The organism is Variovorax guangxiensis, from assembly GCF_003952165.1.
In the GTDB taxonomy this organism is placed as follows: domain Bacteria; phylum Pseudomonadota; class Gammaproteobacteria; order Burkholderiales; family Burkholderiaceae_C; genus Variovorax; species Variovorax guangxiensis.
Map to the genome: position 1 here is coordinate 996,164 of NZ_RXFT01000001.1, position 24,517 is coordinate 1,020,680.

The window sequence follows — 24,517 nt, forward strand, 5'->3', positions numbered from 1 at the left end:
GACGGTTCGCTCTTGTTAGATTTGGCTGGTTGGCAATCGTACTGCCCCGTGCCTACCGGGACATCCCCACATCCATGGCCCTCATCCAATACCTCACCCAGATCCAGTTCGAATTCGGCGCGATCAAGCTGCTGTCCAGCGAATGCGCGCGCATCGGCATCAACCGCCCGCTGATCGTGACCGACGCCGGCGTGCGCGCGGCCGGCGTGCTGCAGAAGGCGCTCGACGCCATCGCCGACCTCGAGGTCTCGGTCTTCGACCAGACGCCCTCCAACCCCACCGAAGCGGCCGTGCGCGCGGCCGTGGAGCTCTACCGCAGCGGCCGCTGCGACGGCCTGATCGCCGTGGGCGGCGGCTCCGCCATCGACTGCGCCAAGGGCGTCGCCATCGCGGCCACGCACGAAGGCCCGCTCAAGACCTACGCAACCATCGAAGGCGGCTCGCCGCGCATCACCGAGCGCGTGGTGCCGCTGATCGCGGTGCCCACCACCAGCGGCACCGGCAGCGAAGTGGCGCGCGGCGCGATCGTCATCGTCGACGACCACCGCAAGCTCGGTTTCCACAGCTGGTTCCTGATGCCCAAGGCCGCCATCTGCGACCCGGAGCTCACGCTGGGCCTGCCGCCGAAGCTCACGGCCGCCACCGGCATGGACGCGATCGCGCACTGCATGGAAACCTTCATGTCGGCCGCGTTCAATCCGCCGGCCGACGGCATCGGCCTCGACGGCCTCGAGCGCGCATGGGGCCACATCGAGCGCGCGACAAAAGACGGCAGCGACCGCGAGGCGCGCCTGAACCTCATGAGCGCGTCGATGCAGGGCGCGATGGCGTTCCAGAAGGGACTGGGCTGCGTGCACTCGCTGAGCCACAGCCTGGGCGGCGTCGATCCACGACTGCATCACGGCACGCTCAACGCCCTCTTCCTGCCCGCGGTGATCCATTTCAATTCAGGCGCCGAGTCGGTGCGCAAGGAACAGCGCCTGCAGCGCATGGCGCAGGCCATGCACCTCGATTCGGCCGGCGATCTCGGCGATGCCATCCGCGACATGAACGCGCGCCTGGGCCTGCCCAGGGGCTTGGCCGAAGTGGGCGTGACGCCCGCGATGTTCGAGCAGATCATCGATGGCGCCATGGCCGACCATTGCCACAAGACCAACCCCCGGCTGGCCACGCGCGAAGATTACAAGGCGATGCTCGAAGCCTCCATGTAAGGCTCGCGTAAGAGGCCTGTAAGGGCTTCTTCTACACATTGTTTCAGTGACCGTTTTCGAGGCGTTTTCAGAGGGAAAAGACGCTCTCTGCGCCCCTCACGTCATTTATGTGACATAAGGGATTTCTAGACTGTCACCGAAGGTTTCTCAGCCGCAGAAACCCAAGGGTCAGGGAAGTTCCGAATGCAGCGCACAGTCCAAGTCCACACCGTCCTGAGCACCGAACAGCTCAAGTTCCGCTCGATGCGGGGACGGGAGGGCCTCTCTCAACTTTTCGAGTTCGAGGTGGACATGGTCAGCAGCAGCTTCAGCCTCGACCTGAAGCAGTTGCTCGGCACTTCGCTCACGCTGGAGCTGGCCGACGAAGGCGCACCGCGCTTTCTCAACGGCACCGTGGTGCGCTTCGAGCTCGTGGGCCGCGCCAACGAAACCGGCCGCCACTACATCTACCGCGCGCTGGTGCAGCCATGGCTGTGGTACCTCACGCGCACCACCGACTGCCGCATCTTCCAGAACAAGAGCGTGCCCGAGGTGCTCGACGAAGTGCTGGGCAAGTACGGCTTCCAGTTCGAGAAGCGCCTCACCGGCAGCTATCCCGCCTGGGAATACTGCGTGCAGTACCAGGAGAGCGACTTCGCCTTCGTGAGCCGTCTCATGGAGCACGAAGGCATCGCCTATCACTTCGAGCACAGCAACGGCTCGCACCTGCTGGTGCTGGCCGACGATTCGGGCAGCTACCAGCCGCTGCCCGGCCATGCCAGCATCGCCTACCGTCCGCGCGACCGCGTGGTCAATGCGCTGGAGCCCTGCATCGACCAGTGGCGCGTGACGGAGCAGATTACCTCCGGCCGCGTGATGCTCGACGACTTCGACTTCAGGAAGTCCCGCGCGTCGCTGCAGAGCGTGCAGCAAGACCCGAAGCCTCACGAGCATTCGACCTACGAGGTCTACGAATGGCTCGGCGGCTACACGGAGCACCAGCAGGGCGACGCCTACGCCAAGATCCGCCTGCAGGAGCTGCAGTGCGCGCACGAGCTGGCCTCAGGCCACACCAACGTGGTGGGCATGGCACCGGGTTACCTGTTCCAGATGACGCATTGCCCGCGCGAGTCGGACAACCGCGAATACCTCGTCACCGAGACGCGCTACGACCTGCAGGAGCCCGAGTACTCCACCGGCGGCAGCAGCGAATCGGTGTGCGAGTTCGACTTCACCGTGCTGCCCTCCTCCGTGGCCTACCGCCCCGCGCGCAAGACGCCGCGCCCGCGCACCAACGGCCCGCAGACCGCCACGGTGGTCGGCCCTGAGGAAATCTGGACCGACCGCTTCGGCCGCGTGAAGCTGCAGTTCCGCTGGGACCGCTACGGCCAGTCGAACGAGAACAGCTCCTGCTGGGTGCGCGTGTCCAGCAGTTGGGCCGGCGCCAACTACGGCACCATGCACATGCCGCGCGTGGGCCAGGAAGTGATCGTCGATTTCATCGGCGGCGAGCCCGACCGCCCCATCGTCACCGGCCGCGTCTACAACAGCGACCAGATGCCGCCGTGGGAGCTGCCCGCCAACGCCACGGCCAGCGGCATCCTCACGCGCTCCAGCACCGGCGGCGCGGCCAACCAGGCCAACATGCTGCGCTTCGAGGACCGCACGGGGGCCGAGCAGATCCTGCTGCACGCCGAGCGCAACCTCGACGTCGAAGTGGAAGCGGACGAAACCCACACCACCGACGGCACCCGCACCACCCTCATCAAGGGCCACGAATCGGCCACCTACCAGGACGGCGAGACGCGCGACATCACCGCCGGCGCCAAGGAGACCATCACCGGCGGCGACACCCGCAGCGTGACCGGTGGCTTCACCGAGACCGTGACCGGCGGCGTGAACCAGACCATCTCTGGCGGCAAGACGCGCATGCTCAGCGGCGGGCTGAACGACACCATCACCGGCGGCGTCGAGCTGGCCATCACCGGCGGCTTCCACGGCACCATCGACGGCAAGGAAATCCGCTTCGTCAGCGACGGCCGAAACGACACCATCAACACGTCCAACGACGTGCTGGTCAACGGGCCGTCGACCACCACAGTTACCGGCCCCACGGTGCACACCTCGCCGGACGTGACCTTCAACACGACCAACCACATCCACAACACGACGCAGCACGTCATCAACACCAACGTCTACAACACGACGTCGAACACGTACAACAACCTGACGGTCAACTACACCAACAACTCCGCCACCTATACCAACAACTACTCCAAGAGCAGCGACTGGAGGTGGTTCCGCCTGGGTGGCACCGGCCTGAACATGGACGTGTCGGGCATTTCGCTGGGCGTGCTGGCCGTGCGTTCGATGGCCATGGGCGTGCAGGCGCAGGCCATCGGCGTGAAGCTGGAGGCCGTGGGCGCGGAGTGGAAGAACAAGGCCATGTCGCTGGGCGACGCCGGTGCGCTCATCCAGCTCGTGGGCACGGAGATCAGGACGGGCGGCCTGCGCGCGGGCATCCAGGCGCTGAAGGTCCTGCTCTGAGGCGTGGAAAGCGTGCTCGAGATCGTTCTGTGGGGTGTGTTCGGCGTCGTCAGCCTGGGCGTGATCGCGCTTGCCGGGGTCGTGCTGGCGGTGTCGCTGATGAGCCATCGTGCCTACGCCGAGGAAGGCCGGCTGTGGCAGCAGCTGCAGGCCGACGGCCGCCCGCTGCAGGGCGTTGCGGTTTCCGTGCTGCGCTCGCCCAGCGGTTATTCCCGGCGCGGCCCGGTCGGACAGCGCCTGACGGCCGTGCAGTTGGGCATCGCCTACACCGATGCCGCCGGCGTCGAGCAGCAGACCACCTTGCGCACGCTCATCGACGAAGATCTGTTGGCCCACTTTTCCGCGGGCCGGCCCGACATTCATCTGCTGCAGGACCCGCAGGACCCGTCACGGCTGGCCATCGACCGCGCGCGCACCCCGCTGGTGATCCGCGGCGCAAGGCGCTGATCCAGCCGTGAAGACCATCAAACCCCTGCGCCTGAGCGTCCTGACGCGGCCCTTCCTGCGCGGGCAAAGCCAGCAAAGCCAGCGCCTCGCGATCACCGTGATCGGCATGCACACCCTCGGCGAAGGGGGCGTGCTGCTGCCGGAGACGGAGCTCTGGAAGACCGTTTCCGCCGAAGTGGGAAACCAGTCCGCGATCGATCTCGGCATTCCCAAGCTGCGGCCCGAGTTCCTGGTGAGCGGCCAGGCCTACACCTGCCACCAGCAGGACAAGACGCGCTGCGCGGTCGAGGTGAGCGTAGGCGCCTTGCGGCGCCAGTTCCTCGTTTCGGGCGACCGCTACTGGCTGGATGGCCGCGCCACCGAGCCGCAGGCTTTCGACACCATGCGTCTGGACTGGCAGCACGCATTCGGCGGCCCGGGCTTCGCCGCCAACCCCGCGGGCATCGGCTACGCCCCCGAGATGGTCAACGGCCTGCTTGTGCAGCGGCTTCCCAACGTCGAACGCCCGGGCCATGGCATGGACCGCCCCGACCGGCGTCCGGCCCCTGCCTGCCCGGGTGCGATGGACGTCGACCTGCCCGAGCGCATGAAGCTGCTCGGAACGGACTACGGCGACCAGTGGCGCGAGACGCTCTACCCCGGCTTCGCGCGCGACATGGACTGGCAATTCTTCAACGCCGCGGCTGCCGAACAACGCTGGAACGACGAACTGTCCATCCCCGCGGCCGCGCCCTATGAGATCTGGAACATGCACCCGGAGCACGCGGTGCTGCGCGGGCGGCTTCCGGACCTGCGCGCACGCGGCTTCGTCGCACGCAAGTCTGCGCAGCCGCTTGCGCTGGAAGAGGTGCCGCTGCGGCTGACCACGGCCTGGTTCTTCCCGCACGTGGAGCAGGTCATGCTGATCTTTCACGGCGAGACGCTCATCGCCGAGGACGATGCCGCGGACATCACGCACGTCATGCCGGCGATGGAGTCGGCGGACAGCCCGCCGCGCCCCCTCTCCCACTACGGAAAAGTCTTCGAGAACCGCTGCAACCTCGAAAAAGGCGCGATCCATGCGTTCCTCGACGAGGAACTGCTGCCGGCCTCGGCCATCGGCCCCTGGCTGGACCAGATCGACGCGCGCGAATCGATCCTGGCAAGGAACATCAAGGACAAGGGCGAGCGCCTGCGCGCCGAACTGACGGCGCGCGGCCTGGAGGCCGGCCACAAGCCGCGCCATTTCCGGGAACGCCCGCTGCCGAAGCCTTTCGACAAGATGCCCACGCTGGCCGAACTGCCCGAGTTCATCGAGAAGACGCGCGCCTACCAGCGCGAGCAGGAACGCAAGCTGGAGGAAGCCAGGCAGGAAGTCGCGAAGGCGGCCCTGGAGAACGCATCCGAATCGCGCAAGGCGGGCTTCGACAGCAGTCGGATCATCGAAGAAAGCCGGAACGCGCAGCTCAAGGGCCCGCCGAAATTCGAGGCCGAAACCATCCTCAAGGGGCTGGGCGGCATCGCCGCGGCCACGGACACCCCGGCCATGAGCGCCGCCGAGCACTCCGAGCTGCAGGCCCTCGGACAGCGGGGCCAGAAGGACATGCTGGCGCTGTACCGCATGGGGGCCCACCACCAGGCGGCCGCCGATCCGATGGCCGCCGAACAGAATGCGCAGGCGCGCGAACGCGTGCTCGCCGCCATGGCCGCGGACCGCGATCTGTCCGCCATGGACCTGACGGGCTGCGACCTCTCGGGCCTCGATCTGCGGGGCGCCCGCATGCACCAGACCCTGCTCGAAGGCGCCAGCCTCCAGGGCACCCGCCTGGACGGCGCCGACCTGAGCCAATCGGTGCTGGTGCGCGCCGACCTGCGCCAGGCCTCGCTGACAGGCTGCAACCTCGAGCGCGCCAACCTCAGCCTCGCCCGCTGCGAGAACACCAACTTCGCAAAGGCCCGCTTCGAGCGCACGCAGATGGAAAAGCTGCGCCTCGACCGCTGCTGCCTCGACGAAGCGACTTGGAGCCATCTGCTGCTGCAGGGAATCGAGCTGGCCGATTGCAGCCTGCGGCGCGCCGACCTGAGCTACCTGAGCATGGCCGAACACTGCCGCCTGACGCGCTGCGACTTCGGCGAGGCGCGCCTGGAAAAGGTGCTGTTCGTACAGGCCGAATTCGAGTCGGTGGATTTTTCCGGCGCCACCGTCGAAGCCTGCAGCTGGGCCCACACCCCGCTGCACAAGGGCACGCGCTTCCGGCGTGCCCTCCTCAAGACCACGAGCTTCGTCGGCACCACCGATCTTCGCGAGGCCGACTTCGAAGATGCCACGCTGGTGCACTGCACCTTGCGCGAGCTGCCGCTCGATGGCGCGAACTTCAGGCGGGCCACGCTCGACACCTGCGATTTTTCCTCCGCGTCGCTCAAGGGCGCGGACCTGCGCGCGGCGGCTGCGCCCGACAGCCTCTTCATCCGCGCCGATTTCACGCGTGCCTCCCTGCGGCTCGCCAATCTCATGAATGCCAACCTCCAGAAGGCCTGCCTGGTCGATGCCGATCTTGGCGAGGCCAACCTGTTCCGGGCCGATGTCGCCCAGGTTTTCATCAGCCCGGGCACGCTCACCCTGGGCGCCCACATCGACCAGATGAAGACACTGCCCCGGCGCCCCGAGGCGGGCAGAGCGTGAACGCCGAGACGCTGGCAGCCCAGGTCCGCAACGGTGAGCCGATCCGCGAGAAGGACTTCAGCGACATGGATCTGAGGGGCATCGACCTGCGCGGCGGCGTGTTCAGCGAATGCAGCTTCAGGGGTGTTCGGGCCGATGCCGCGCAGCTGGGCGAATCCATCTTCGAGAAGTGCCGCTTCGACCAGGCGCAGCTGCCGGCGGCGGAACTGACGCGAGCCGCCTTCCACGAGTGCAGCCTGCAGGACGCGGTGCTGGATTCGGCCTCCATGCCGCATTCGGTGTTCAGCGGCTGCACCCTTTCGGGCATCCGGCTGGAAGAGGCCTTCATGGACCAGGCGAACTTCCACCAGAGCAAGCTGCACGACGCCTGCCTGGACCGTGCCAGCCTCGAAAAGGCCGTGTTCTCCGAGTGCGACCTGACTGGAGCGTCCTTCAACGAGGTGGCCTTCTCGTCGACCATCTTCTTCCGCGCAACGCTGACGGGCACGCGCTATGCCGGAGCCAGCTTCACGAACGCGATCTTCAGCGAGGCGGATCTTGCGGGGCAGGACTTCTCCGGCCAGCAGTTCCATCTCTGCCAGTTCATCGATGCGGTGCTGACGGCGTGCCGCTTTCGCGATGCACGCCTCACGCAGTGCAACTTCAAGGGCGCCGACCTGCGCAACGCGGTGCTGGCAGGGGCGCAGGCCATGCAGTGCCTGTTTCCCGAGGCCGACCTGCGCGGCGCCGATGCACGGCTCGGCCACTTCCAGAACAGCATCTGGATCGACGCCCATCTCGACGGCGCGGACTTCTCGCAGGCGCGGCTCGAGCAAGGCGTCTTCCATCGCGCGCACTGCGGGCAGACCTCGTTCGCCGGCAGCCGGCTGGACTACGCCGACTTCTCCTACGCCCTTCTGGTACAGGCCGATTTCCGCGATGCCGCCTTCCTGCGCACCGTATTCCATCGCGCCGACCTGGACGGCGCCAGGTTCAGCACCCGCGTGGGTACGCTGGACCGTGACTCCGCGCTGCACGAAGCCGAGAAGGTGGCGCTGGACCAACCCGAGCGCGCATCCCGCCTGGACCGCGACATCCATGGCCGGCGCCCCAAGAAAGACAACCGATGAACTCCACCCGGAACACAGCCGGCGACACGGTCGCCGCCGCACACCATGCAACGCAGGGCGTGCTGGATCCGCTGATGCAACGCCCTTCCAACGCGGCCCGCGCGGACTCCGGCACGCGGACCGCCACGGTGATCGCCAGCGATGGCGATCCCTGGTTCGAGGTCGGCCTCGACGACGGCCAGGGATCGCTGCGCTGCCGCCGCGTCGCCAGCTGCCTGCTGCTGCCCGCGCCGGGCGACACGGTGCTGATCACCTCCACCCGCCAGGGCGAGAGCTTCGTCATCGCGGTGGTCGCCCAGGCCGACCCGAGGCAGTCGACGCTGGCCGTGGACGGCGACCTGACGCTGCTGTCGCGCTCGGGCGGCATCCGCGCGCGCAGCGCCGGCCCCATGGCGCTGGAGTCGGACACCTCGATCGCCATGCAGTCGCCCGAGTGGCGCGCGCAGGCCCGGCAGGCCCATTGCGAGATCGGCGAGATGGATTACCAGGGCGCCCGCGTCCGCTTCAACGTGCTGGTGTCGCGCTTCGTCGGGCGCGCCTGCGAAGTGGTGCTGGAGCGCCTCAACCTGCTCACCCGCTCGAGCTTCCGCCTGACCGAGGAAGTGGAACAGGTGCGTGCCGGCCAGCTCGACATCCAGGCCGAGCAGACCCTGCGCCTGCATTCGAACAACACGCTGCTCACCAGCAAGGGGCTGGTCAAGGTCGATGCCGAGCAGATCCACATGGGTTGACCCCGAACGAAGGAGCCGTTGCCATGTTCGCCAATGCACAGATGATGGGCGTCGACCTCGCCTTCCCCGACGTCTGCAAGACGCCGCCGGCGCTGCCGATTCCCTACCCCAACTTCGCGCTGGGGCCGACCGCCATCCCCAACGCCTGGAACATCCTCTACGGCGGCACTCCCGCGCACAACCTGGCGACCGTCACGCCCATCACCAACGGCGACAACGCCGGGGTGCTGATGGGCGTGGTGTCGCAGACGGTGATGGGGCCCTCGCGCCACATCACCGGCGCATTCACCGTGCTGCTGAAGGGCACGCCGTGCACGCGCATGACGAGCCTGTCGGTGCAGAACCGCTGCAACATCGTCGGCATGCGGATCGTGCCGAGCCAGTTCAAGGTGCTGGTGCTGGCACCCTGATCCCGGGCGCCCGGAGGCGCTCCCGGCCTCAGGGTGTCGCGATGCACTTCCACGCGCCCAGCGACTGGTTCGCCGGAATCTCGCCCGTCGCGTTCCTCGCAAGCGATGGCGCGCCATAGCGGGCCTGGTCGTCATGCACCCAGTTGTCGAGATCCGCAACGGCATTCCAGGCCAGTTGCAGCGGCGTCAGCCCCACCCGCCTGAGCAGCGAGTTGGTGTTGTAGAAGCCGTGGCTGTAGTCCTCGATGAAATAGGCACGCACCGAGCCCTTGATGTCGCTTGCCGTCACCTTGCCGCCCGAGGGCAAGGCCGCCAGCTTGCTGACGAACTCGCCGGCCTGGGTGCAGGGCACCAGAAAGTCCGAGGTGCCCTGGTAGATGATGATCTTCTTGCCCTTTCCGCCCGCCTTCTTCTGGCTTGCGGCCGCATCGAAGAACGCAAGCAGTTCGGCAGGCTGCACGTTCCAGACGGGCGCGAGTTCGTCGAGCAGCCTGTTGTAGCCGTCGTAGTCCGCGCCGGACTCGACGGCCACGTCCGCCAGGTGCCGCGAGACCGCGCCCAGCCCGTCGCTCAGGGTCTGCTGCGACACCTGCTGGCCGAAGAGGCTGGTGATCATTGCCGAGGCGCCGGCCCAGTTGACCACCCAGTCGTTGACCACCGCCGGCACCTCGATCGTCTTGAGCAGGTTGGTCTCGTCCACGGGCGGTGCCCCGGCGACGATGCCGTCGTAGGCGTCGGGCCAGTTCGCCATGGCCTTCAACGCCTGCCGGCCGCCGGTGGAAATGCCTATGAAATAGGTGTCGGTCGGCTTGCTGCCCGTGAGCTTCTTCAATAGATAGAGCCCGACGTCCAGCGATTTCTTGATGGAGTCCTGGCCGAAGTTCTTCACCATTTCCTGCTTCGCGACGTCGCTGAGCTTCCTGCCGGCCTGCACGAATTCGGGGTCGAAGGATTTGCCCGAATCGCCGACGCCCGCATCGGCGAGGATCACCGCGTAATTCGACAGCGCAATTCCCTGCAGCGAGGGCGAATACTGCAGATTGGTCTGGATGCCGTTGGCGACCACGTCGGTCTTCCAGGCAAAACCTCCGCCGCCGAGCTGCACGAATTTGCCGTTCCATTGCGACGGGACATAGATCTGGAAATTGATGTCGGACACGCGGTAGCTCGGGTCCTTCACCGCCGGATCGACACCGCCCGGAGAAGTCGGCTGGATCGTTCCCTTGATGAGGCAATAGGCCGGCAATGCGAGCCAGACCTGCTCGACGGAAGTGACCGTGAAGCCGCCCGTCCTGGGCGAAGGAAAGCGGGTGCCGCGGAAATCGTCCAGCATCGCATCGGCATATCGCGAGCCGTTCAACTGGTTGGAGCAGGTCCTGATGAGCGTGCCGGAAATGTCGTTGGCCGCGTGTGCCGATGAAATGAACGCGCCGCAGGCCATTGCGAGGAGAAATGGCCGAAGCAGCCGCCCCGACCACCGTGTTGCTCCATGAAAGCCGGAAATCTTCGTCTTGTTCAAGATTTGTCTCCAGGGTATCGATTTGGATTTCACAAACCCACCGCCGCCGCCTCTTCTTTCCGAATCAGCGTGGATGGACCCGTGCCTTCTTTTGAGGCAGTGAAATTCTCGATTGCCCTGCAATGGGCCGCACTATCCGTGCAGCGCCATCCGAATGACCTTCCGGACCTCGGAACCTGTCTTGAACGACTGAATTACCTTGAAAGCGCTGCTGCGCTTGTTATTCGGCTTTCACGCCCGCGGTGCGGATCACCTTTCCCCATTTCGCCGTTTCAGCGGTAATGAACGCATCGAATTCCTCCGGCGTACTGCCCGCGGGAATGGTGCCCATCGCATCCAGCTTGGCGCGCGTGTCGTCGCTCCTGATGATGTTCGCCACCTCCTGCGACATGCGCCTGACGATGTCGCGCGGCGTGCCCGCCGGCGCCAGCATGCCGGCCCAGGTGCTGCCGGTGAAGCCCGCGAAACCCTGCTCGATGAAGGTCGGCACATCGGGTGCCGCCGCCAGCCGCTTGTCGCCCGCCACGCCGATCAGCCGCACCTTGCCGGCCTTGGCCTGGTTGATGAGGCCCGTGGGCGCGTCGAAGAAAAGCTGGATCTGCCCGCCCATCAGGTCCGTCAGCGCCGGCACCGCGCCGCGGTACGGGATGTGGATCATGTAGGTCTGCGTCAGCGACTTCCACAGCTCCGTGGTCAGGTGCGCGGCCGAGCCGTTGCCCGAGGAGCCGAAGCTCACCTTGCCCGGATTGGCGCGCGCATAGTCGATGAGCTCGCGCGCCGTCTTGAAAGGTGCATCCATGTTCACCGCGGCCAGCAGCGGCGACACGCCCATCAGCGAAACGCCCGTCAGGTCCTTGCGCGGGTCATAGGGCAGCTTGGGGTACAGCGTGGTGTTGGCCGCATAGGCCGCGATGACCACGCCGAAGGTCGTGCCGTCCGGCGCCGCCTTCGCGATCGCATCGACGCCGATCAGGCTGTTGGCGCCCGGCTTGTTGTCGACCAGCACCGGCTGCCCCAGCTTCGTCTGCAGCCCGATCTGCACCAGCCGCGCCATCTGGTCGGTGAAGCCGCCGGGCGTGTAGGGCACGATCACGCGGATCGGCTTGGTGGGCCATGCGGTCTGCGCGAAGGACGGCAAGGCGAGGCTTGCGGCGGCGGTGGCGAGCGTGAACCGGCGGCGGGACAGCGTGGCTTGGGACATGGCGGCGGGGACCCTTTCGTTGCGTCGTTTCGGGAATGGACCGGGTCATTCTCGAAGCGCCATCCGCGTGCCCGGTCAGGGTTTGCCCGGCACCGCCAGCGGCAACCTCATGTCGAACCGCGCCCCGCCCCCGCTCTCGTTCGCTGCCTCGATCCGCCCGCCATGCGCGTGCACCACCGCCTGCGAAAGCGCCAGCCCGAGGCCCAGGCCCGGCGTCTTCTCGTCAGAGCGCGCCGTGGCGCCGCGGTAGAAGCGTTCGAACAGGTGCGGCATTTCGTCACCGCGAATGCCGGGGCCGCTGTCGGCCACGGTGATGACGGCCTCGTTCGCCTCCGCATCCGCGCGCAGGCTCATGCGCACGGTGGTGCCTGGCGGCGAGAACTTCAGGGCGTTGTCGAGCAGGTTGGCAAGTGCAAGGCTGGCCGCGCCACGGGCGACTCGCGCAGCCACTGGCAGTGCAGGTTCCAGCGACAGGGCAAGGCGGCGCTCGCGCGCCAGCGGCTCCAGCCGCCTCAATGTTTCCTCGGCGAGCTGGTTCAGCGACACCGTTTCCACCGCATCGCGTTCCTGGCCGGCGTCGAGCCGGGCCAGCACCAGCAGTTCCTCGACGAGCAGCGTGAGCGACTCGACTTCTTCCAGCGACGAACGCAGCGTCTCCACGTACGCGGCCGGTTCGCGCGGCCTGCGCAGAGCCAGTTCCAGCTCCGTGCGCAGGCGCGACAGCGGCGAGCGCAGCTCGTGGGAGGCGTCGGCCGTGAAGCGCCGCTGCGCCTCCATGCCCTGCTCGATGCGCGCCAGCATGTCGTTGAGCGTGTCGACCAGCCGTCCGATCTCGTCGCGCGTGCCGGGGTGCGGCAGCCTCTCGCCGAGGTTCGCGTCGCCGATGCGGTGGGCCTGCCGCACCACGTCGTCGATGGCGCCGAAGGCGCGCCGGGTGATGAGCGCGCCGGCCGCGCCCAGCGCCAGCAGCAGCGCACCGCCGAGGATGATGAACAGCGCGCTGGCCATGGCAACGGTGCGGTTCACGTCGTCCAGCGAGCCCGCCACCTGCACCGCGAGCAGCGAGGCGCGGCCCGGCACGGGCACCGAGACCATTCGCGTAGGCTCTTCGCCGTAGCCGTCGAGCGTCTCGAACACGGTCTCGCCCGCCGCGAGCCGCTCGCGCAGCGCGGCCGGAATGGGCAGCTGCGCCTCGCCGAGGTTGCTGCTGCGCGCGAGCACGCGGCCGTCGGCATCGACGATCTGCACCAGCCGGTCGAGCCGCACGAACGAGGGCGCGCCGGGGCCGGGTGGCGCCTCGTGGACGATGACGGTGTCACTCTCGCCGGCCGACAGCAGCATGCCCATCTCGGTCTCGGCCAGCGCCAGCAGCGCGGCGTCGAGCTCGCGGTGCACGTTGCGCGAGAACACCAGGTACGAGCCGAGGGCGGCGACCGCCATCACCACCACGATCACGCTGACATGCGCCAGCGCCAGCCGCTTGCGGAAGCTAAGCATGCGCGACGCTTCCGCCGCCACCTGCGCCGTCGTCCGCCAGCGCCAGCCTGAAGCCTCGCCCGCGCACGGTCTGGATCAGCGGCGCGGCCGGCGGCGCGTCGACCTTGCGGCGCAGGTTGCTGATGTGCACGTCGATCAGGTTGTCGATGGCGATCAGGTCGTCCTTCCACACCTGCTCGGCCAGGCGCGAGCGGCTGACCACCTCGCCGGCGTGGCGCAGCAGGATCTGCAGGATCGCGAACTCCTTGTGGGTCAGCTCCAGAACCATGCCGCCGCGCAGCACGCGCTGGCTCATCGGATCGAGGCTGAGGTCGGCCAGCGAAAGCACCGTCGGGCGCACGAGTTCGGAGCGGCGCAACAGCGCACGCACGCGTGCCAGCAGTTCGTCGAAGGCGAAGGGCTTGGTGAGGTAGTCGTCGGCGCCGGTGTTGAGGCCAGCCACGCGGTCGCTCAGCGCATCGCGGGCGGTGAGCATGAGCACGGGCGTCTTGCAGCCGCGCTGGCGCAGGTCGCGGCACAGGGTGAGGCCGTCCTTTCCGGGCAGCATCCAGTCGAGCACGATCAGGTCGTAGGCGACGACGAAAGCCTCTTCGTCGCCCTCCTCCGCGGTGTGCACCACGTCGACCACGAAGCCCTCTTCCTGCAGCCCCCGGGCCAGCAGCCGGGCGGCCTTGCGGTCGTCTTCGATCAGCAGAATTCTCATGGCGCGGATCATGCCGCGCGTTCCTGACTTCCGGCCACCGGTCCGATCCTTAAGAGAACTTCAGGATTTCTTGGGAGCTTCTTCAGGCGCCTTTTCTTACGCTCCCCGGCAGGAGACGGGAGCGGATCGAGGGCATGGGAAGGCGTCCCGTGCACGGCGCGCCCGTCCCGCGAGATCCGTATCGCGATGAAGAAGAAATCCCTCTACCAGATCACTCCCGCGCGCATCGTCTTCGGCGTGATGACCTGCGCGGCCCTATACCTCGACTCCTTCGTCGACTCCTTCCACGGCACCGCCCATGCCGCCACCACGGTGGCCGCCGCTCCCGCGCCGATGCTCGTGCGCCAGGGCAACCGCCTGAGCGTACCTGCCGGTTCGCCGCTGCGCGACCGGCTGCTCGTTGCCACGGTCGGCCAGGACACGCTGCCGCACGAGGTGAGCCTGCCCGCCACGGTGGAGGCCAACCCGGCCAATACCGTCAACATCCTCCCGCCGCTGACCGGCAGGCTGCTCGAACTCAAGGTGCGCCTGGGCGATATCGTCAAGCGCGGCCAGGTACTTGCGACGATGAGTTCGCCCGACCTCGCGCAGGCCCTGGCCGACGCGCAGAAGGCCCGCGACGCACTCGACCTCGCGCAGCGCGCACTGGTGCGTGCACGCGGCGTGAACGAGGCCGGCTCCAACGCCGTGAAGGACGTGGAAGCGGCCCAGAGCGCCGTCGCCCAGCAGAAGGCTGAACTGCAGCGCAGCGAGGCACGTCTGCGCAGCCTCGGCGCGGAAGGCAGCGGAGCCCAGGCCGGCCCGGTGCTGAAGATCGTCGCGCCCGCGCCAGGCACGATCACCGCGCTGAACGCGGCCGCCGGCGCGAACCTGAACGACGCCAACGCGGCGCTGATGACGGTGTCGAACCTCGATTCGGTCTGGGTCACGGTCAACGTGCCCGAGAGTGTCGTGGGCACGGTCGCGCCCGGGCAGAACGTGGTGGTCACGCTGGCCGCCTACCCGGGCCGCAGCTTCACCGGCAAGGTCGCCTTCGTGAGCGCGGTGCTCGACGCCGACACGCGCCGCGCCCGCGCGCGCATCGCGTTCGCCAACCCCGAAGGCATCTTCAAGCCCAACATGTACGCGACGGCGGTGCTGGGCGTGCCACAGGGCGCGCAGCCGCAGGTGCCGGCATCGGCGCTGCTGATGAACAACGACAGCGTGAGCGTCTTCGTCGAGGCCGAGCCCTGGACCTTCGTGCGCCGCACGGTGGAGCTGGGCCGGGAAGACGGCGACAAGGTCCGCATCCGCAGCGGCCTGGCCGCGGGCGAGCGCGTGGTGGTCCGTGGCGGTGTGCTGCTGAATGATTAATCTCGTCATCACCCAGTTCTTCCGCCGCAGGCACCTGGCCTGGGCGATGTCGGTGGCGCTCGTGCTCTTCGGCGCGTGGTCATGGACGCAGATGACGGTGGAGGCCTACCCCGACCTCGGCGACGTGAACGTGCAGGTGACCACGCAGGTCAACGGCCTGGCCGCCGAGGAGATCGAGCAGCAGATCACCACGCCGCTGGAGCGCGCGCTGAGCAACACGCCGGGGCTGGCCTCGATCCGCTCCAGCAGCACCTTCGGCCTCTCGCTGATCACCCTGACCTTCAAGGACGGCACCGACGACTACTTCGCCCGCCAGCGCGTGACCGAGCGCATCGGCCAGGTCAGCCTGCCCTCGGGCGCGCAGCCCGGGCTGGGGCCGGTGGCGGGGCCGGCCGGCGAGATCTACCGCTACACGCTGGAGTCGGACACAAAGAACCTGATGGAGCTCTCGGAGCTGCAGCGCTGGAAGGTGATTCCCGCGCTCAAGCAGGTAGCCGGCGTGGTCGACATCAACAACTTCGGCGGCTTCACCCGCGAGTTCCAGCTGGAGCTGGACCCGGCGCGCCTGCAGAAATACGGTCTGGTGCTCAACGACGTGGTCACGGCCATCAACAACAACAGCGCCAACGCCGGCGGCGGGCGCATCGCGCGCGGCGACCAGAGCTACGTGGTGCGCGGCATCGGCCAGATCCGCACGCTGGACGACCTGGGCTCGGTGGTGGTGGCGCAGAGCAGCGGCTCGCCGGTGCTGGTGCGCGACCTGGGGCGGCTGCAGTTCGGCCACCAGGAGCGCGGCGGCATCCTGGGCAAGGACACCAACCCGGACACCATCGAGGGCATCGTGCTGATGCTCAAGTACGAGAACCCCTCGCGCGTGCTGGAAGGCGTGCACAGGAAGATCGACGAGCTGCAGGCAGAACTCGCGCCCATGGGCGTGAAGATCGTGCCCTACATCGACCGCGACGACCTGGTGAAGCTCACGGTCGACAAGGTGACGCACACGGTGCTCGAAGGCATGGCGCTGGTGTGCTTCGTGCTCATTCTTTTCCTGGGCAGCCCGCGCAGCGCGGTGGTGGCGGCGGTGGCCATTCCGATGTCGCTGGTGACGGTGTTCATCGTGATGCACTTCACCCGCATGCCGGCCAACCTGTTCTCGCTGGGTGCGATCGACTTCGGCATCATCGTGGACGGCGCCATCGTGGTGATGGAGGCCATCCTGCGGCGCCGCGAAGAGGAGCCACACGCCACGCTCACCGAGGGCAACATCCTCGAGACGGTGAGCCATGTGTCGGGGCCGATTTTCTTCGCCACGCTGATCATCATCACGGCCTACTTCCCGCTCTTCGCCTTCGAGCGGGCCGAGGGCAAGCTGTTCAAGCCGATGGCGTTCACGGTCGGCTACGCGCTGGTGGGCGCGCTGCTCTGCGCGCTCACGCTCATTCCCAGCCTGGCCTACGTGGCGCTGCGCAAGCCGAGCAAGCCCTTCGTCAACAAGCCGCTGGTGTGGCTCACGGGCGCGTACCGGCGGGTGCTGGCGCGGCTGCTGGAGGTGCCGGCCATCGCCTACGGGCTGAGCGTGGCGGCGCTGGCCGCGGTGGTGGTGCTGGGCTCCACCGCAGGGCGGGAGTTCCTGCCCGACATCGACGAAGGGGCGCTTTGGCTGCAGGTGCAGCTGCCCTCGGGCCTGTCGCTGGACAAGGCCAGCGAGATGGCGACCGAGCTGCGGCACGTGCTGCTCGAGTACCCCGAGGTCTCCTACGTGGTGACGCAGCTCGGCCGCAACGACGACGGCACCGACCCGTGGACGCCCTCGCACATGGAGGTGCCGGTAGGCCTCAAGCCGTACGGCGAGTGGCCGGCCGGGGTGAGGAAGGCCGACTTCGTGCGCACCCTGACCGAGCGCTTCGCGCGCATGCCGGGCTTCGACGTGGGTATCAGCCAGCCGATCATCGACGGGGTGAACGACGCCGTGGGCGGTGCGCACAGCCCGCTGGTGCTGCGCATCTACGGCGACGACCTGAAGGAAAGCCGGCGCATCGGCAACCAGATTGTCGACTTGCTGCAGACCGTGCGCGGCACGGCGTCGGCATCGCTCTTCCAGGAGCCGCCGATTCCGCAGGTGGTGATCCAGTTCAACCGGGAAGCGGCGGCGCGCTTCGGCGTGAACGCGAGCGACGTGGCCAACCTGATCCAGACCGGCATCGGCGGCGCGCCCGTCATCACCGTGTACTCGGGCAACCGCACCTACAACGTGTCGGTGAAGATGCCCAGGAGCGCCAAGGGCAACACCGAGGCCATCGGCGCGCTGCTGCTCAACAGCTCAAGCGGCGCGAAGGTGCCACTCGCGCAGGTGGCCGACATCCGCCTTCAGACCGGCGAAAGCACGATCTCGCACGAGATGAACGAGCGCCAGATCACGGTGCGCGTGGACAACCGCGACCGCGATCTCGCCTCCTACCTCGACGAGGCGCGCGATCGCATCGCGAAGGAAGTGAAGTTCGACCCGGCGAAATTCCGCCTGCAGTGGGCCGGCCAGTTCGAGAACCAGCAGCGCGCGCAGGCGCGGCTGGGCGTGTCGCTGGCGATCGTGGTGAGCATCATGGCGGTGCTGCTGTTCTTCCAGTTCGGAAAGATCCGGCAGGTGGCGCTGATCCTCGGCGTGGTGCCCATGGCCACGCTGGGCGGGCTGATCGCGGTGCACGCGGCCGGTGAAACGCTCAATGTGGCGACGGCCGTGGGCTTCATCGCGCTCTTCGGCGTGTCGATCCAGAACGGGATCATCATGGTCGCCAACTTCCGCCGCGTGCGCGGCGAAGGGCTGGCGCTGCAGGCCTCGGTGCTCGAAGGCGCGACCGAGCGGCTGCGGCCGGTGCTGATGACGGCCACGGTGGCGTCGGTCGGCATGCTGCCCGCCGCGCTTGCCACAGGCGTGGGCACCGACGTGCAGCGCGGCCTGGCGACCGTGGTGGTCGGCGGGCTGGTGGTGTCTACGCTGCTGACGCTCTTCATCCTGCCCACGCTGTATTTCGCGATGGAGCGCGTGTTCGAACGCAAGGGCTGGGGCACGCGCTCGCGGCGCGATCGCTAGGAAAGCGGAACAACCAGTGAAGACAAAGAAGACAAACCTGGCGACGCCCGTGGCGGCCGGCATTGCGGCGATGCTGCTGGCCGGCTGCGCGGTCGGCCCCGACTACGCCCGCCCGCAGCTGAACCTGCCCGAGCGATATACCTCCTCACCACCCGCGAGCAAGGAAGCCGAAGGCGTGCCGCTGGCGCGCCTGTCGCCCGAGCTCGACGTGCCGGCCCAGTGGTGGCAGGCCTTCCGCAGCGAGCCGTTGAACGCGCTGGTCACGCAGAGCCTTGCCGGCAACCCGACCATCGAGGCGGCAGACGCCGCCCTGCGCGCGGCGCAGGAGAACGAAGCTGCCGACCGTGCCGCCTTCTGGCCCAGCGTGGCGCTGGGCTACTCGCCCACGCGGCAGCGCGTGGCCAGCGCGGTGGCGAGCCCGGTGTCGTCCAACGCGAGCCTGTACACGCTGCACACTGCGCAGGTGACGGTGTCGTACACGCCCGACGTGTTCGGCGGCACCCGCAGGCAGGTGGAAGGCGCGAAGGCGGAAACCGAGGTGCAGCGCTTCGAGAGCCTGGCCGCGAAGCTCACGCTCAGCAGCAACGTGGTGACCACCGCGATCACTGAAGCCTCTTTGCGCGCGCAGCAGGCCGCCACGCTGAAGATCATCGCGGGCCAGAAGGAAGTGCTGCAGGCCTATCGCAGGCAGCTGGCGCTGGGCCAGGCGGCGCCGGCCGACGTCGATGCGCAGGAGGCCGCACTGGCCGCCACCGAAGCGACGCTGCCGCCGCTCGACCGGCAGCTGGCGCAGCAGCGCAACCTGCTGGCCACGCTGGCCGGCCGCTTCCCGAGCCAGGGCGTGGAGGCGCGCTTTGATCTCGATGCGCTGCAGCTGCCGACGGAATTGCCTCTTACCCTGCCTTCCAGCCTGGTCGAGCACCGCCCCGACGTTCGCGCGGCCGAGGCGCAGCTGAAGTCGGCGAGCGCCGCCATCGGCGTGGCGGTCGCGGCACGGCTGCCGAACGTGACGCTGGGCGTGAACTCGTACGGCTCGTCGGCCTACAAGCTGTCGGACCTGTTCAAGGCTTCCTCGCTCTTCTGGACCGTGGCCGCGAGCGTGACGCAGCCCATTTTCGACGGCGGCGCGCTGAAGCATCGCGAGGCCGCCGCGCGCGCATCGTTCGACCAGGCGGCTGCGCAGTACCGTGCGACGGTGCTTGCAGCCTTCCAGGACGTGGCGAACACGCTCGAAGCCATCGACGCCGACACCCGCGCGCTGCAGGCGGCGGTGAAGGCCGAGCGCGCGGCTTCGCAGAGCCTGGCGCGCACGCAGGCGCAGGTGCGGCTGGGCGATGCCAGCGCGCTCTCGCTGCGCATCGCGCAGCAGGCCCAGCAGCAGGCGCTGCTGAATCTGGTTCAGGCCCGCGCGCTGCGGCTGACCGACGCGGCCGCCCTCTTCCAGGCGCTGGGCGGTGGCTGGTGGAATGCACCCCAAGCTGCCATCGTCTCGTCTTCTTCCATCTCTCCCGCATCGCCATGAACATCATCCGCCACGACATGGGCCCCCGCTTCAGCGAGATGGTCACCGTCGACCTGGGCGCCGCGCGCCTGCTGTACCTCTCGGGCCAGGTGGCCGAGAACCCCTCGCTGGACATCACCGGGCAGATGCGCGAGATCCTGCGCCACATCGACCGCCTGCTCGCCACACAGGGGGCGACCAAGCAGGACCTGGTGAGCGTGACGATCTACCTGCGCACCGTGGGCGACTACGCCGCGATGAACTCGGTGTGGGACGAATGGGTGCCCGCCGGCCACACGCCGGCGCGCGCCACGGTGGGCGCGAAGCTGATCGACTCCGAGTACCGCGTCGAGATCCAGGCCACGGCGGCGATCGCAGCGACAAGGCCGGTGCCGTGATGCGCTCGGCTCTCCTTTGTGCGCTGATGCTGGGCGGCTGCTCGGCCTTCGATGCGCACTCCTTCGACCGTTCGGCCGGCTGGCGGGCCGCGCAGGTCGTCAGCATCGGGAAGATGGGCGAGCTGGCCGCCACGGCCGATCGCGATTGCGGTGCAGATGGCGGTGCCGCAGCCCCTTACGCCGTCGTGCGCTACCGCAACGGCGGCGTGCACACGCGCTCGATCGGCACCGGACGCTGGCCCGCGGCCGCCGAACTCAAGGTCGGCGATGCGGTGGAAGTGAACATCCTCGACTGCGCGGCGCCCCTGGCACTGGCAGCGCCAGCAGGTCAGAGCGGCAGCAGCTCGGGCACGCCGTCGCGCTGAAGCCAGCCCTCGAACTCGTCCGACAGCCGCCGCGCCTCGCGCGTGGCGCGGCCCCATGCCGCGATGCGCGCCTGCGCGTCGTTCGCGAAGTGGATGAAGTCCTTGCGGTCGGGCAGCTTGCCGTTGGGCAGCGTGCGCACCCATTCCGGGTCGGGCGCGAGCACCACCATGCGGTCGAGAAAACCGCTGGCCTTGTGGCGCCAGCGCAGGCCCTTGTCGAGCCAGCCCGGCACCACCGCCTGCTGGAAATGCGGATACAGCACGATGCCCTCGTCGGCCGGCTGGTAGTCCAGGTGCAGGTGGTAGTCGGTAATGCCTCCGTCCCAGTAGGCGCCGCGCGGCGCGCCGGGAATGTCGTGCACCGCCGCCAGCAGGAACGGAATGGAGCACGAGGCCTGCAGCACCATGTTGAAGTTGGCCTCGCTCAGCGCGTGCTGGCGCGTACGGAAGTCGCGCGTGGCAAACGGCAATGCCGCGCCGGGCGTGGAGAACACGCAGCGCTCCAGCCACGCGCCCAGGCTCTTGCGGTGAAGGCTGTTGGTGGCGAAGGCGCCCAGGTAACCCACCGGCGTGCGCGCCCTGCCCTCGCGCCCGAGGATGTGACGGCCGCGCGATGTCACCACGTGCAGCCGGTAGCGCGGATGGCCCAGCACCTCGGCGATGCGACCCCCATAGAACGATTCGAGGCTCTCGGCGAAGCGCTCGCTGAGCTGGCGCGGGCTGAGCTTCTTCTGCCCCGGCGGCACCTCGAACTGCTGGTGCACATAGTCGTGCTCGAAACGCTCGAAGGCGGCATCGGGGTTCGCCAGGCAAGCCGTCGACAGCCGCCACGCGCCGATCGACGCGCCCACCAGGTGCACCTGCTGGCTCGACTGCGGCAGCCAGCGGCCGAAGATGAAGCGGTCGAGCGGCCCGAGGATCAGCCCTTTCGGCCCGCCCGCCGCGCCGGGGATGGTGCGCACGTCCTGTGGGCGCAGGCCGTGCTGCGCGATGTGCTTGCGGGCCGCGGGGCCGGCGTAGATGCGCAGGGCTTTCATGTCTGACCCGCTTCGAGAACCCGCATCGCGCGGCGCGCATGCGCAGCATGTCTCGCGGGAGCGAGAAATTTGGTGCGGGCATCGGCCGAGAGCAGCAGGTCCTTAAGCGAGGGCTTGGTCATCGCTTGCAATTCCGCAGCCTGCACCAGCATGGCTACCGCGTCGCCAGTCCCGACAGGCACCTGCGCCCCATCGGCCAGACAGGCCTCAGGAATTTCGTCGAAGTGCCCCTTCGCGTCTTGCGCGAACCACGATTTCATTCCGGCTGCTCCATCAGACTGTTTTTGGACTGGTTAGCGACCGTGCGCCGAGTCACAGCATCAAATTCCGACGCTGCGACCAGCCTTTTTACTTGCGAAGCCCCTGCAGCTTGGCGAAGGCATTGGCCATCTGCCCCGCCGGCTGCGGCGAGCTGTCGCGGCGGCCGTGCTGCTGCTGGCCGCGTCCAGCCCCTTCGAAGCGGTTGTCGCGCGGGCCGTCGCGGCGCGCGGGGGCGGCATCGAGCTTCATCGACAGGCCGATGCGTTTGCGGGCCACGTCCACCTCCATCACCTTGACCTTGACGATGTCGCCGGTCTTCACGACCTCGCGCGCGTCGTTCACGAACTTGTGGCTCAGCTGGCTCACGTGGACCAGTCCGTCCTGGTGCACGCCGAGGTCGACGAAGGCGCCGAACTGGGCCACGTTGCTCACGGTACCTTCGAGCACCATGCCTTCCTTCAGGTCGGCGATGTCTTCCACGCCGTCGTTGAAGCGCGCCACCTTGAAGTCGGGGCGCGGGTCGCGGCCGGGCTTCTCGAGTTCGCCCAGAATGTCCTTGACGGTGATGACGCCGAACTTCTCGTTGGCGAAGAGCTCAGGCTTCAGCGTCTTGAGCATGTCGGCGCGGCCCATCAGCTCGGCGATGGGCTTGCCGGTCTTGACGATGATCTGCTCGACCAGCGGATAGGTTTCAGGGTGCACGCCGGTGATGTCCAGCGGGTCGGCGCCGCCGCGGATGCGCAGGAAGCCCGCGCTCTGCTCGAAGGCCTTGGGGCCGAAGCCGGTCACGTCCAGCAGCTGCTTGCGGGTGGAGAAGGCGCCGTTGGCTTCGCGCCAGCGCACCACCGCCTTCGCCACGCTGGCAGACAGGCCCGACACGCGGCTGAGCAGCGGCACGCTGGCGGTGTTCAGGTCGACGCCCACCGAGTTCACGCAGTCTTCGACCACGGCCTGCAGGGTGCGGGCGAGCTCGCTCTGATTCACGTCGTGCTGGTACTGGCCCACGCCGATGCTCTTGGGGTCGATCTTCACGAGTTCGGCCAGCGGATCCTGCAGGCGGCGCGCGATGGAGGCGGCGCCGCGCAGGCTCACGTCCACGTCGGGCATCTCCTGCGAGGCGAACTCGCTGGCGGAGTAAACCGAGGCGCCGGCCTCGCTCACCACCACCTTGTCGACCTTGAGTTCGGGCGCGCCGGCCTGCGCGGCCATCTTGGCCAGCAGCTTGATGAGGTCGGCGGCCAGCTTGTCGGTCTCGCGGCTGGCGGTGCCGTTGCCGATGGCGATCAGGTTCACGCCGTGCTTGGCGCACAGCTTGCCCAGCGTGTGCAGGGAGCCTTCCCAGTCCTTGCGCGGCTCGTGCGGGAACACGGTGGCGGTCTCGACCAGCTTGCCGGTGGAATCGACCACGGCCACCTTCACACCGGTGCGGATGCCGGGGTCCAGGCCCATCACCACGCGCGGGCCGGCGGGGGCAGCCAGCAGCAGGTCGCGCAGGTTGTCGGCGAACACCTTGATGGCGACCTTCTCGGCGTCTTCGCGCAGGCGGGTGAACAGGTCGCGCTCGGTGGAAAGCGCGAGCTTCACGCGCCAGGTCCAGGCCACGCACTTGCGGATCAGGTCGTCGGCCGGACGGCCCGAATGGCTCCAGCCCAGGTGCAGCGCGATGCGGCCTTCGGCGATGCTGGGCTTGCCCGGCTCGGGCTCCACCGGCAGCACCAGCTTGGCGTCGAGGATCTCGAGCGCGCGGCCGCGGAACACGGCCAGCGCGCGGTGCGAAGGCACGCGGCCGATGGGCTCGTCGTACTCGAAGTAGTCGCGGAACTTGGCGACGTCGGCGTTGTTCTCGTCCTTGCCGGCCATGAGGCTGGAGCGCAGCAGGCCCTCGTTCCAGAGCCATTCGCGCAGGCTCTGCACCAGCACGGCGTCCTCGGCCCAGCGCTCGGAAAGGATGTCGCGCACGCCGTCGAGCACGAGCGGCACGGTGGAGAAATCGGGGCCCGGCTTGCCGTCGTCCAGCATGGTGGCGGGTTGCAGGAAGGCCTTGGCTTCCACGGCGGGATCGAGCGTGGGGTCGGCCAGCAGCTTGTCGGCCAGCGGCTCGATGCCGAATTCGCGGGCGATCTGGCCCTTGGTGCGGCGCTTCTGCTTGAACGGCAGGTAGAGGTCTTCGAGTTCCTGCTTGGTGGGCGCCAGCTCGATGGCGGCGCGCAGCTCGGGCGTCAGCTTGCCCTGCTCGTCGATGGCCTTGAGCACGGCCACGCGGCGGTCCTCGAGTTCGCGCAGGTAGGAAAGGCGGGCTTCAATCTCGCGCAGCTGGGTGTCGTCGAGGCCATCGGTGGCTTCCTTGCGGTAGCGGGCGATGAATGGAACCGTGGCGCCTCCGTCGAGCAGTTCGACGGCGGCCTTCACCTGGTTCTCGCCGACCTTGATCTCGACGGCGAGCTGGCGAATGATTTTCTGCATGTCTTGAGCGCGTCCCTGGCAAAGCGCGGGAGTTT

19 protein-coding genes are annotated in these 24,517 nt (G+C 68.1%); 12 read left to right on the forward strand and 7 right to left on the reverse strand.

The window, feature by feature from the left end:
• Positions 1–74: 74 nt before the first annotated feature.
• The 7 genes from EJP67_RS04805 to EJP67_RS04835 all read left to right on the forward strand — a co-directional run bounded on the left by EJP67_RS04805 (position 75) and on the right by EJP67_RS04835 (position 9,096).
• Positions 75–1,211: an iron-containing alcohol dehydrogenase gene (locus EJP67_RS04805; RefSeq protein WP_126019977.1), complete on the forward strand. Its 1,137-nt coding sequence runs from the start codon at positions 75–77 to the stop codon at positions 1,209–1,211.
• 183 nt (positions 1,212–1,394) lie between these two features.
• A complete protein-coding gene (locus tag EJP67_RS04810; protein ID WP_126019980.1) occupies positions 1,395–3,737 on the forward strand; it encodes a type VI secretion system Vgr family protein in 2,343 nt (780 codons plus the stop codon).
• 12 nt (positions 3,738–3,749) lie between these two features.
• Positions 3,750–4,184 carry a hypothetical protein gene (locus EJP67_RS04815; RefSeq protein WP_240650497.1) on the forward strand — a complete coding sequence of 145 codons (435 nt, stop codon included), beginning with the start codon at positions 3,750–3,752 and terminating at the stop codon, positions 4,182–4,184.
• Positions 4,185–4,191: 7 nt separating this feature from the next.
• Positions 4,192–6,846: a DUF2169 family type VI secretion system accessory protein gene (locus EJP67_RS04820; RefSeq protein WP_126019984.1), complete on the forward strand. Its 2,655-nt coding sequence runs from the start codon at positions 4,192–4,194 to the stop codon at positions 6,844–6,846.
• A complete protein-coding gene (locus tag EJP67_RS04825; protein ID WP_126019986.1) occupies positions 6,843–7,955 on the forward strand; it encodes a pentapeptide repeat-containing protein in 1,113 nt (370 codons plus the stop codon). The genes EJP67_RS04820 and EJP67_RS04825 overlap by 4 nt, the downstream gene beginning before the upstream one ends.
• Positions 7,952–8,686, forward strand: coding sequence for a DUF3540 domain-containing protein (locus tag EJP67_RS04830; RefSeq protein ID WP_126019988.1), 735 nt, complete (start codon positions 7,952–7,954; stop codon positions 8,684–8,686). The genes EJP67_RS04825 and EJP67_RS04830 overlap by 4 nt, the downstream gene beginning before the upstream one ends.
• A gap of 23 nt (positions 8,687–8,709) precedes the next feature.
• Positions 8,710–9,096, forward strand: coding sequence for a DUF4150 domain-containing protein (locus EJP67_RS04835; RefSeq protein WP_126019990.1), 387 nt, complete (start codon positions 8,710–8,712; stop codon positions 9,094–9,096).
• Positions 9,097–9,124: 28 nt separating this feature from the next.
• Here the strand turns inward: EJP67_RS04835 and EJP67_RS04840 are convergent, their stop codons facing one another.
• From EJP67_RS04840 to EJP67_RS04855, 4 genes are all read right to left on the reverse strand, one after another.
• A complete protein-coding gene (locus EJP67_RS04840) occupies positions 9,125–10,615 on the reverse strand; it encodes a tannase/feruloyl esterase family alpha/beta hydrolase (protein WP_126019992.1) in 1,491 nt (496 codons plus the stop codon).
• A 220-nt stretch (positions 10,616–10,835) separates the two neighbouring features.
• Positions 10,836–11,816 carry a tripartite tricarboxylate transporter substrate binding protein gene (locus EJP67_RS04845; RefSeq protein ID WP_126019994.1) on the reverse strand — a complete coding sequence of 327 codons (981 nt, stop codon included), beginning with the start codon at positions 11,814–11,816 and terminating at the stop codon, positions 10,836–10,838.
• A 75-nt stretch (positions 11,817–11,891) separates the two neighbouring features.
• Positions 11,892–13,313, reverse strand: a complete 1,422-nt coding sequence (locus EJP67_RS04850) for a sensor histidine kinase (protein WP_126019997.1) — start codon at positions 13,311–13,313, stop codon at positions 11,892–11,894.
• Complete coding sequence (locus EJP67_RS04855; protein WP_126020000.1) at positions 13,306–14,016, reverse strand: response regulator transcription factor; 711 nt, start codon at positions 14,014–14,016, stop codon at positions 13,306–13,308. Before EJP67_RS04855 ends, EJP67_RS04850 begins: the two co-directional genes overlap by 8 nt.
• 186 nt (positions 14,017–14,202) lie before the next feature.
• On the opposite strand from EJP67_RS04855, the gene EJP67_RS04860 reads away from it, so the two are divergent.
• The 5 genes from EJP67_RS04860 (at position 14,203) to EJP67_RS04880 (ending at position 20,721) form a co-directional block, all read left to right on the forward strand.
• On the forward strand, positions 14,203–15,369 hold the full coding sequence (locus EJP67_RS04860; protein WP_126020002.1) for an efflux RND transporter periplasmic adaptor subunit: 1,167 nt from the start codon (positions 14,203–14,205) through the stop codon (positions 15,367–15,369).
• The gene (locus EJP67_RS04865) at positions 15,362–18,457 is read left to right on the forward strand and encodes an efflux RND transporter permease subunit (protein WP_126020005.1); all 3,096 of its coding nucleotides are present in this window, start codon (positions 15,362–15,364) and stop codon (positions 18,455–18,457) included. Before EJP67_RS04860 ends, EJP67_RS04865 begins: the two co-directional genes overlap by 8 nt.
• Positions 18,458–18,527: 70 nt before the next feature.
• Positions 18,528–19,979: an efflux transporter outer membrane subunit gene (locus EJP67_RS04870; RefSeq protein WP_420824256.1), complete on the forward strand. Its 1,452-nt coding sequence runs from the start codon at positions 18,528–18,530 to the stop codon at positions 19,977–19,979.
• Positions 19,976–20,356 carry a RidA family protein gene (locus EJP67_RS04875; RefSeq protein WP_126020010.1) on the forward strand — a complete coding sequence of 127 codons (381 nt, stop codon included), beginning with the start codon at positions 19,976–19,978 and terminating at the stop codon, positions 20,354–20,356. Before EJP67_RS04870 ends, EJP67_RS04875 begins: the two co-directional genes overlap by 4 nt.
• A complete protein-coding gene (locus EJP67_RS04880) occupies positions 20,356–20,721 on the forward strand; it encodes a hypothetical protein (protein WP_126020014.1) in 366 nt (121 codons plus the stop codon). The genes EJP67_RS04875 and EJP67_RS04880 overlap by 1 nt, the downstream gene beginning before the upstream one ends.
• Here the strand turns inward: EJP67_RS04880 and EJP67_RS04885 are convergent.
• From EJP67_RS04885 to EJP67_RS04895, 3 genes are all read right to left on the reverse strand, one after another.
• Entirely contained in the window at positions 20,685–21,758 is a 1,074-nt protein-coding gene (locus EJP67_RS04885) for a patatin-like phospholipase domain-containing protein (protein WP_126020017.1), read from the reverse strand. The genes EJP67_RS04880 and EJP67_RS04885 overlap by 37 nt on opposite strands.
• Positions 21,755–22,018, reverse strand: coding sequence for a prevent-host-death protein (locus tag EJP67_RS04890; RefSeq protein WP_126020020.1), 264 nt, complete (start codon positions 22,016–22,018; stop codon positions 21,755–21,757). Before EJP67_RS04890 ends, EJP67_RS04885 begins: the two co-directional genes overlap by 4 nt.
• A gap of 88 nt (positions 22,019–22,106) precedes the next feature.
• A complete protein-coding gene (locus EJP67_RS04895) occupies positions 22,107–24,482 on the reverse strand; it encodes a Tex family protein (RefSeq protein WP_126020022.1) in 2,376 nt (791 codons plus the stop codon).
• Positions 24,483–24,517 lie beyond the last annotated feature (35 nt).

What these genes read in the sequence shown, in the direction of transcription:
- EJP67_RS04845 (WP_126019994.1), bottom strand. Translation starts at nt 11,816, where the DNA reads ATGTCCCAAGCCACGCTGTCCCGCCGCCGGTTCACGCTCGCCACCGCC.
- EJP67_RS04885 (WP_126020017.1), bottom strand. Translation starts at nt 21,758, where the DNA reads ATGAAAGCCCTGCGCATCTACGCCGGCCCCGCGGCCCGCAAGCACATC.
- EJP67_RS04875 (WP_126020010.1), top strand. Translation starts at nt 19,976, where the DNA reads ATGAACATCATCCGCCACGACATGGGCCCCCGCTTCAGCGAGATGGTC.
- EJP67_RS04830 (WP_126019988.1), top strand. Translation starts at nt 7,952, where the DNA reads ATGAACTCCACCCGGAACACAGCCGGCGACACGGTCGCCGCCGCACAC.
- EJP67_RS04860 (WP_126020002.1), top strand. Translation starts at nt 14,203, where the DNA reads ATGAAGAAGAAATCCCTCTACCAGATCACTCCCGCGCGCATCGTCTTC.
- EJP67_RS04835 (WP_126019990.1), top strand. Translation starts at nt 8,710, where the DNA reads ATGTTCGCCAATGCACAGATGATGGGCGTCGACCTCGCCTTCCCCGAC.
- EJP67_RS04810 (WP_126019980.1), top strand. Translation starts at nt 1,395, where the DNA reads ATGCAGCGCACAGTCCAAGTCCACACCGTCCTGAGCACCGAACAGCTC.
- EJP67_RS04855 (WP_126020000.1), bottom strand. Translation starts at nt 14,016, where the DNA reads ATGAGAATTCTGCTGATCGAAGACGACCGCAAGGCCGCCCGGCTGCTG.
- EJP67_RS04890 (WP_126020020.1), bottom strand. Translation starts at nt 22,018, where the DNA reads ATGAAATCGTGGTTCGCGCAAGACGCGAAGGGGCACTTCGACGAAATT.
- EJP67_RS04870 (WP_420824256.1), top strand. Translation starts at nt 18,528, where the DNA reads ATGCTGCTGGCCGGCTGCGCGGTCGGCCCCGACTACGCCCGCCCGCAG.
- EJP67_RS04805 (WP_126019977.1), top strand. Translation starts at nt 75, where the DNA reads ATGGCCCTCATCCAATACCTCACCCAGATCCAGTTCGAATTCGGCGCG.
- EJP67_RS04865 (WP_126020005.1), top strand. Translation starts at nt 15,362, where the DNA reads ATGATTAATCTCGTCATCACCCAGTTCTTCCGCCGCAGGCACCTGGCC.
- EJP67_RS04850 (WP_126019997.1), bottom strand. Translation starts at nt 13,313, where the DNA reads ATGCTTAGCTTCCGCAAGCGGCTGGCGCTGGCGCATGTCAGCGTGATC.
- EJP67_RS04895 (WP_126020022.1), bottom strand. Translation starts at nt 24,482, where the DNA reads ATGCAGAAAATCATTCGCCAGCTCGCCGTCGAGATCAAGGTCGGCGAG.
- EJP67_RS04880 (WP_126020014.1), top strand. Translation starts at nt 20,356, where the DNA reads ATGCGCTCGGCTCTCCTTTGTGCGCTGATGCTGGGCGGCTGCTCGGCC.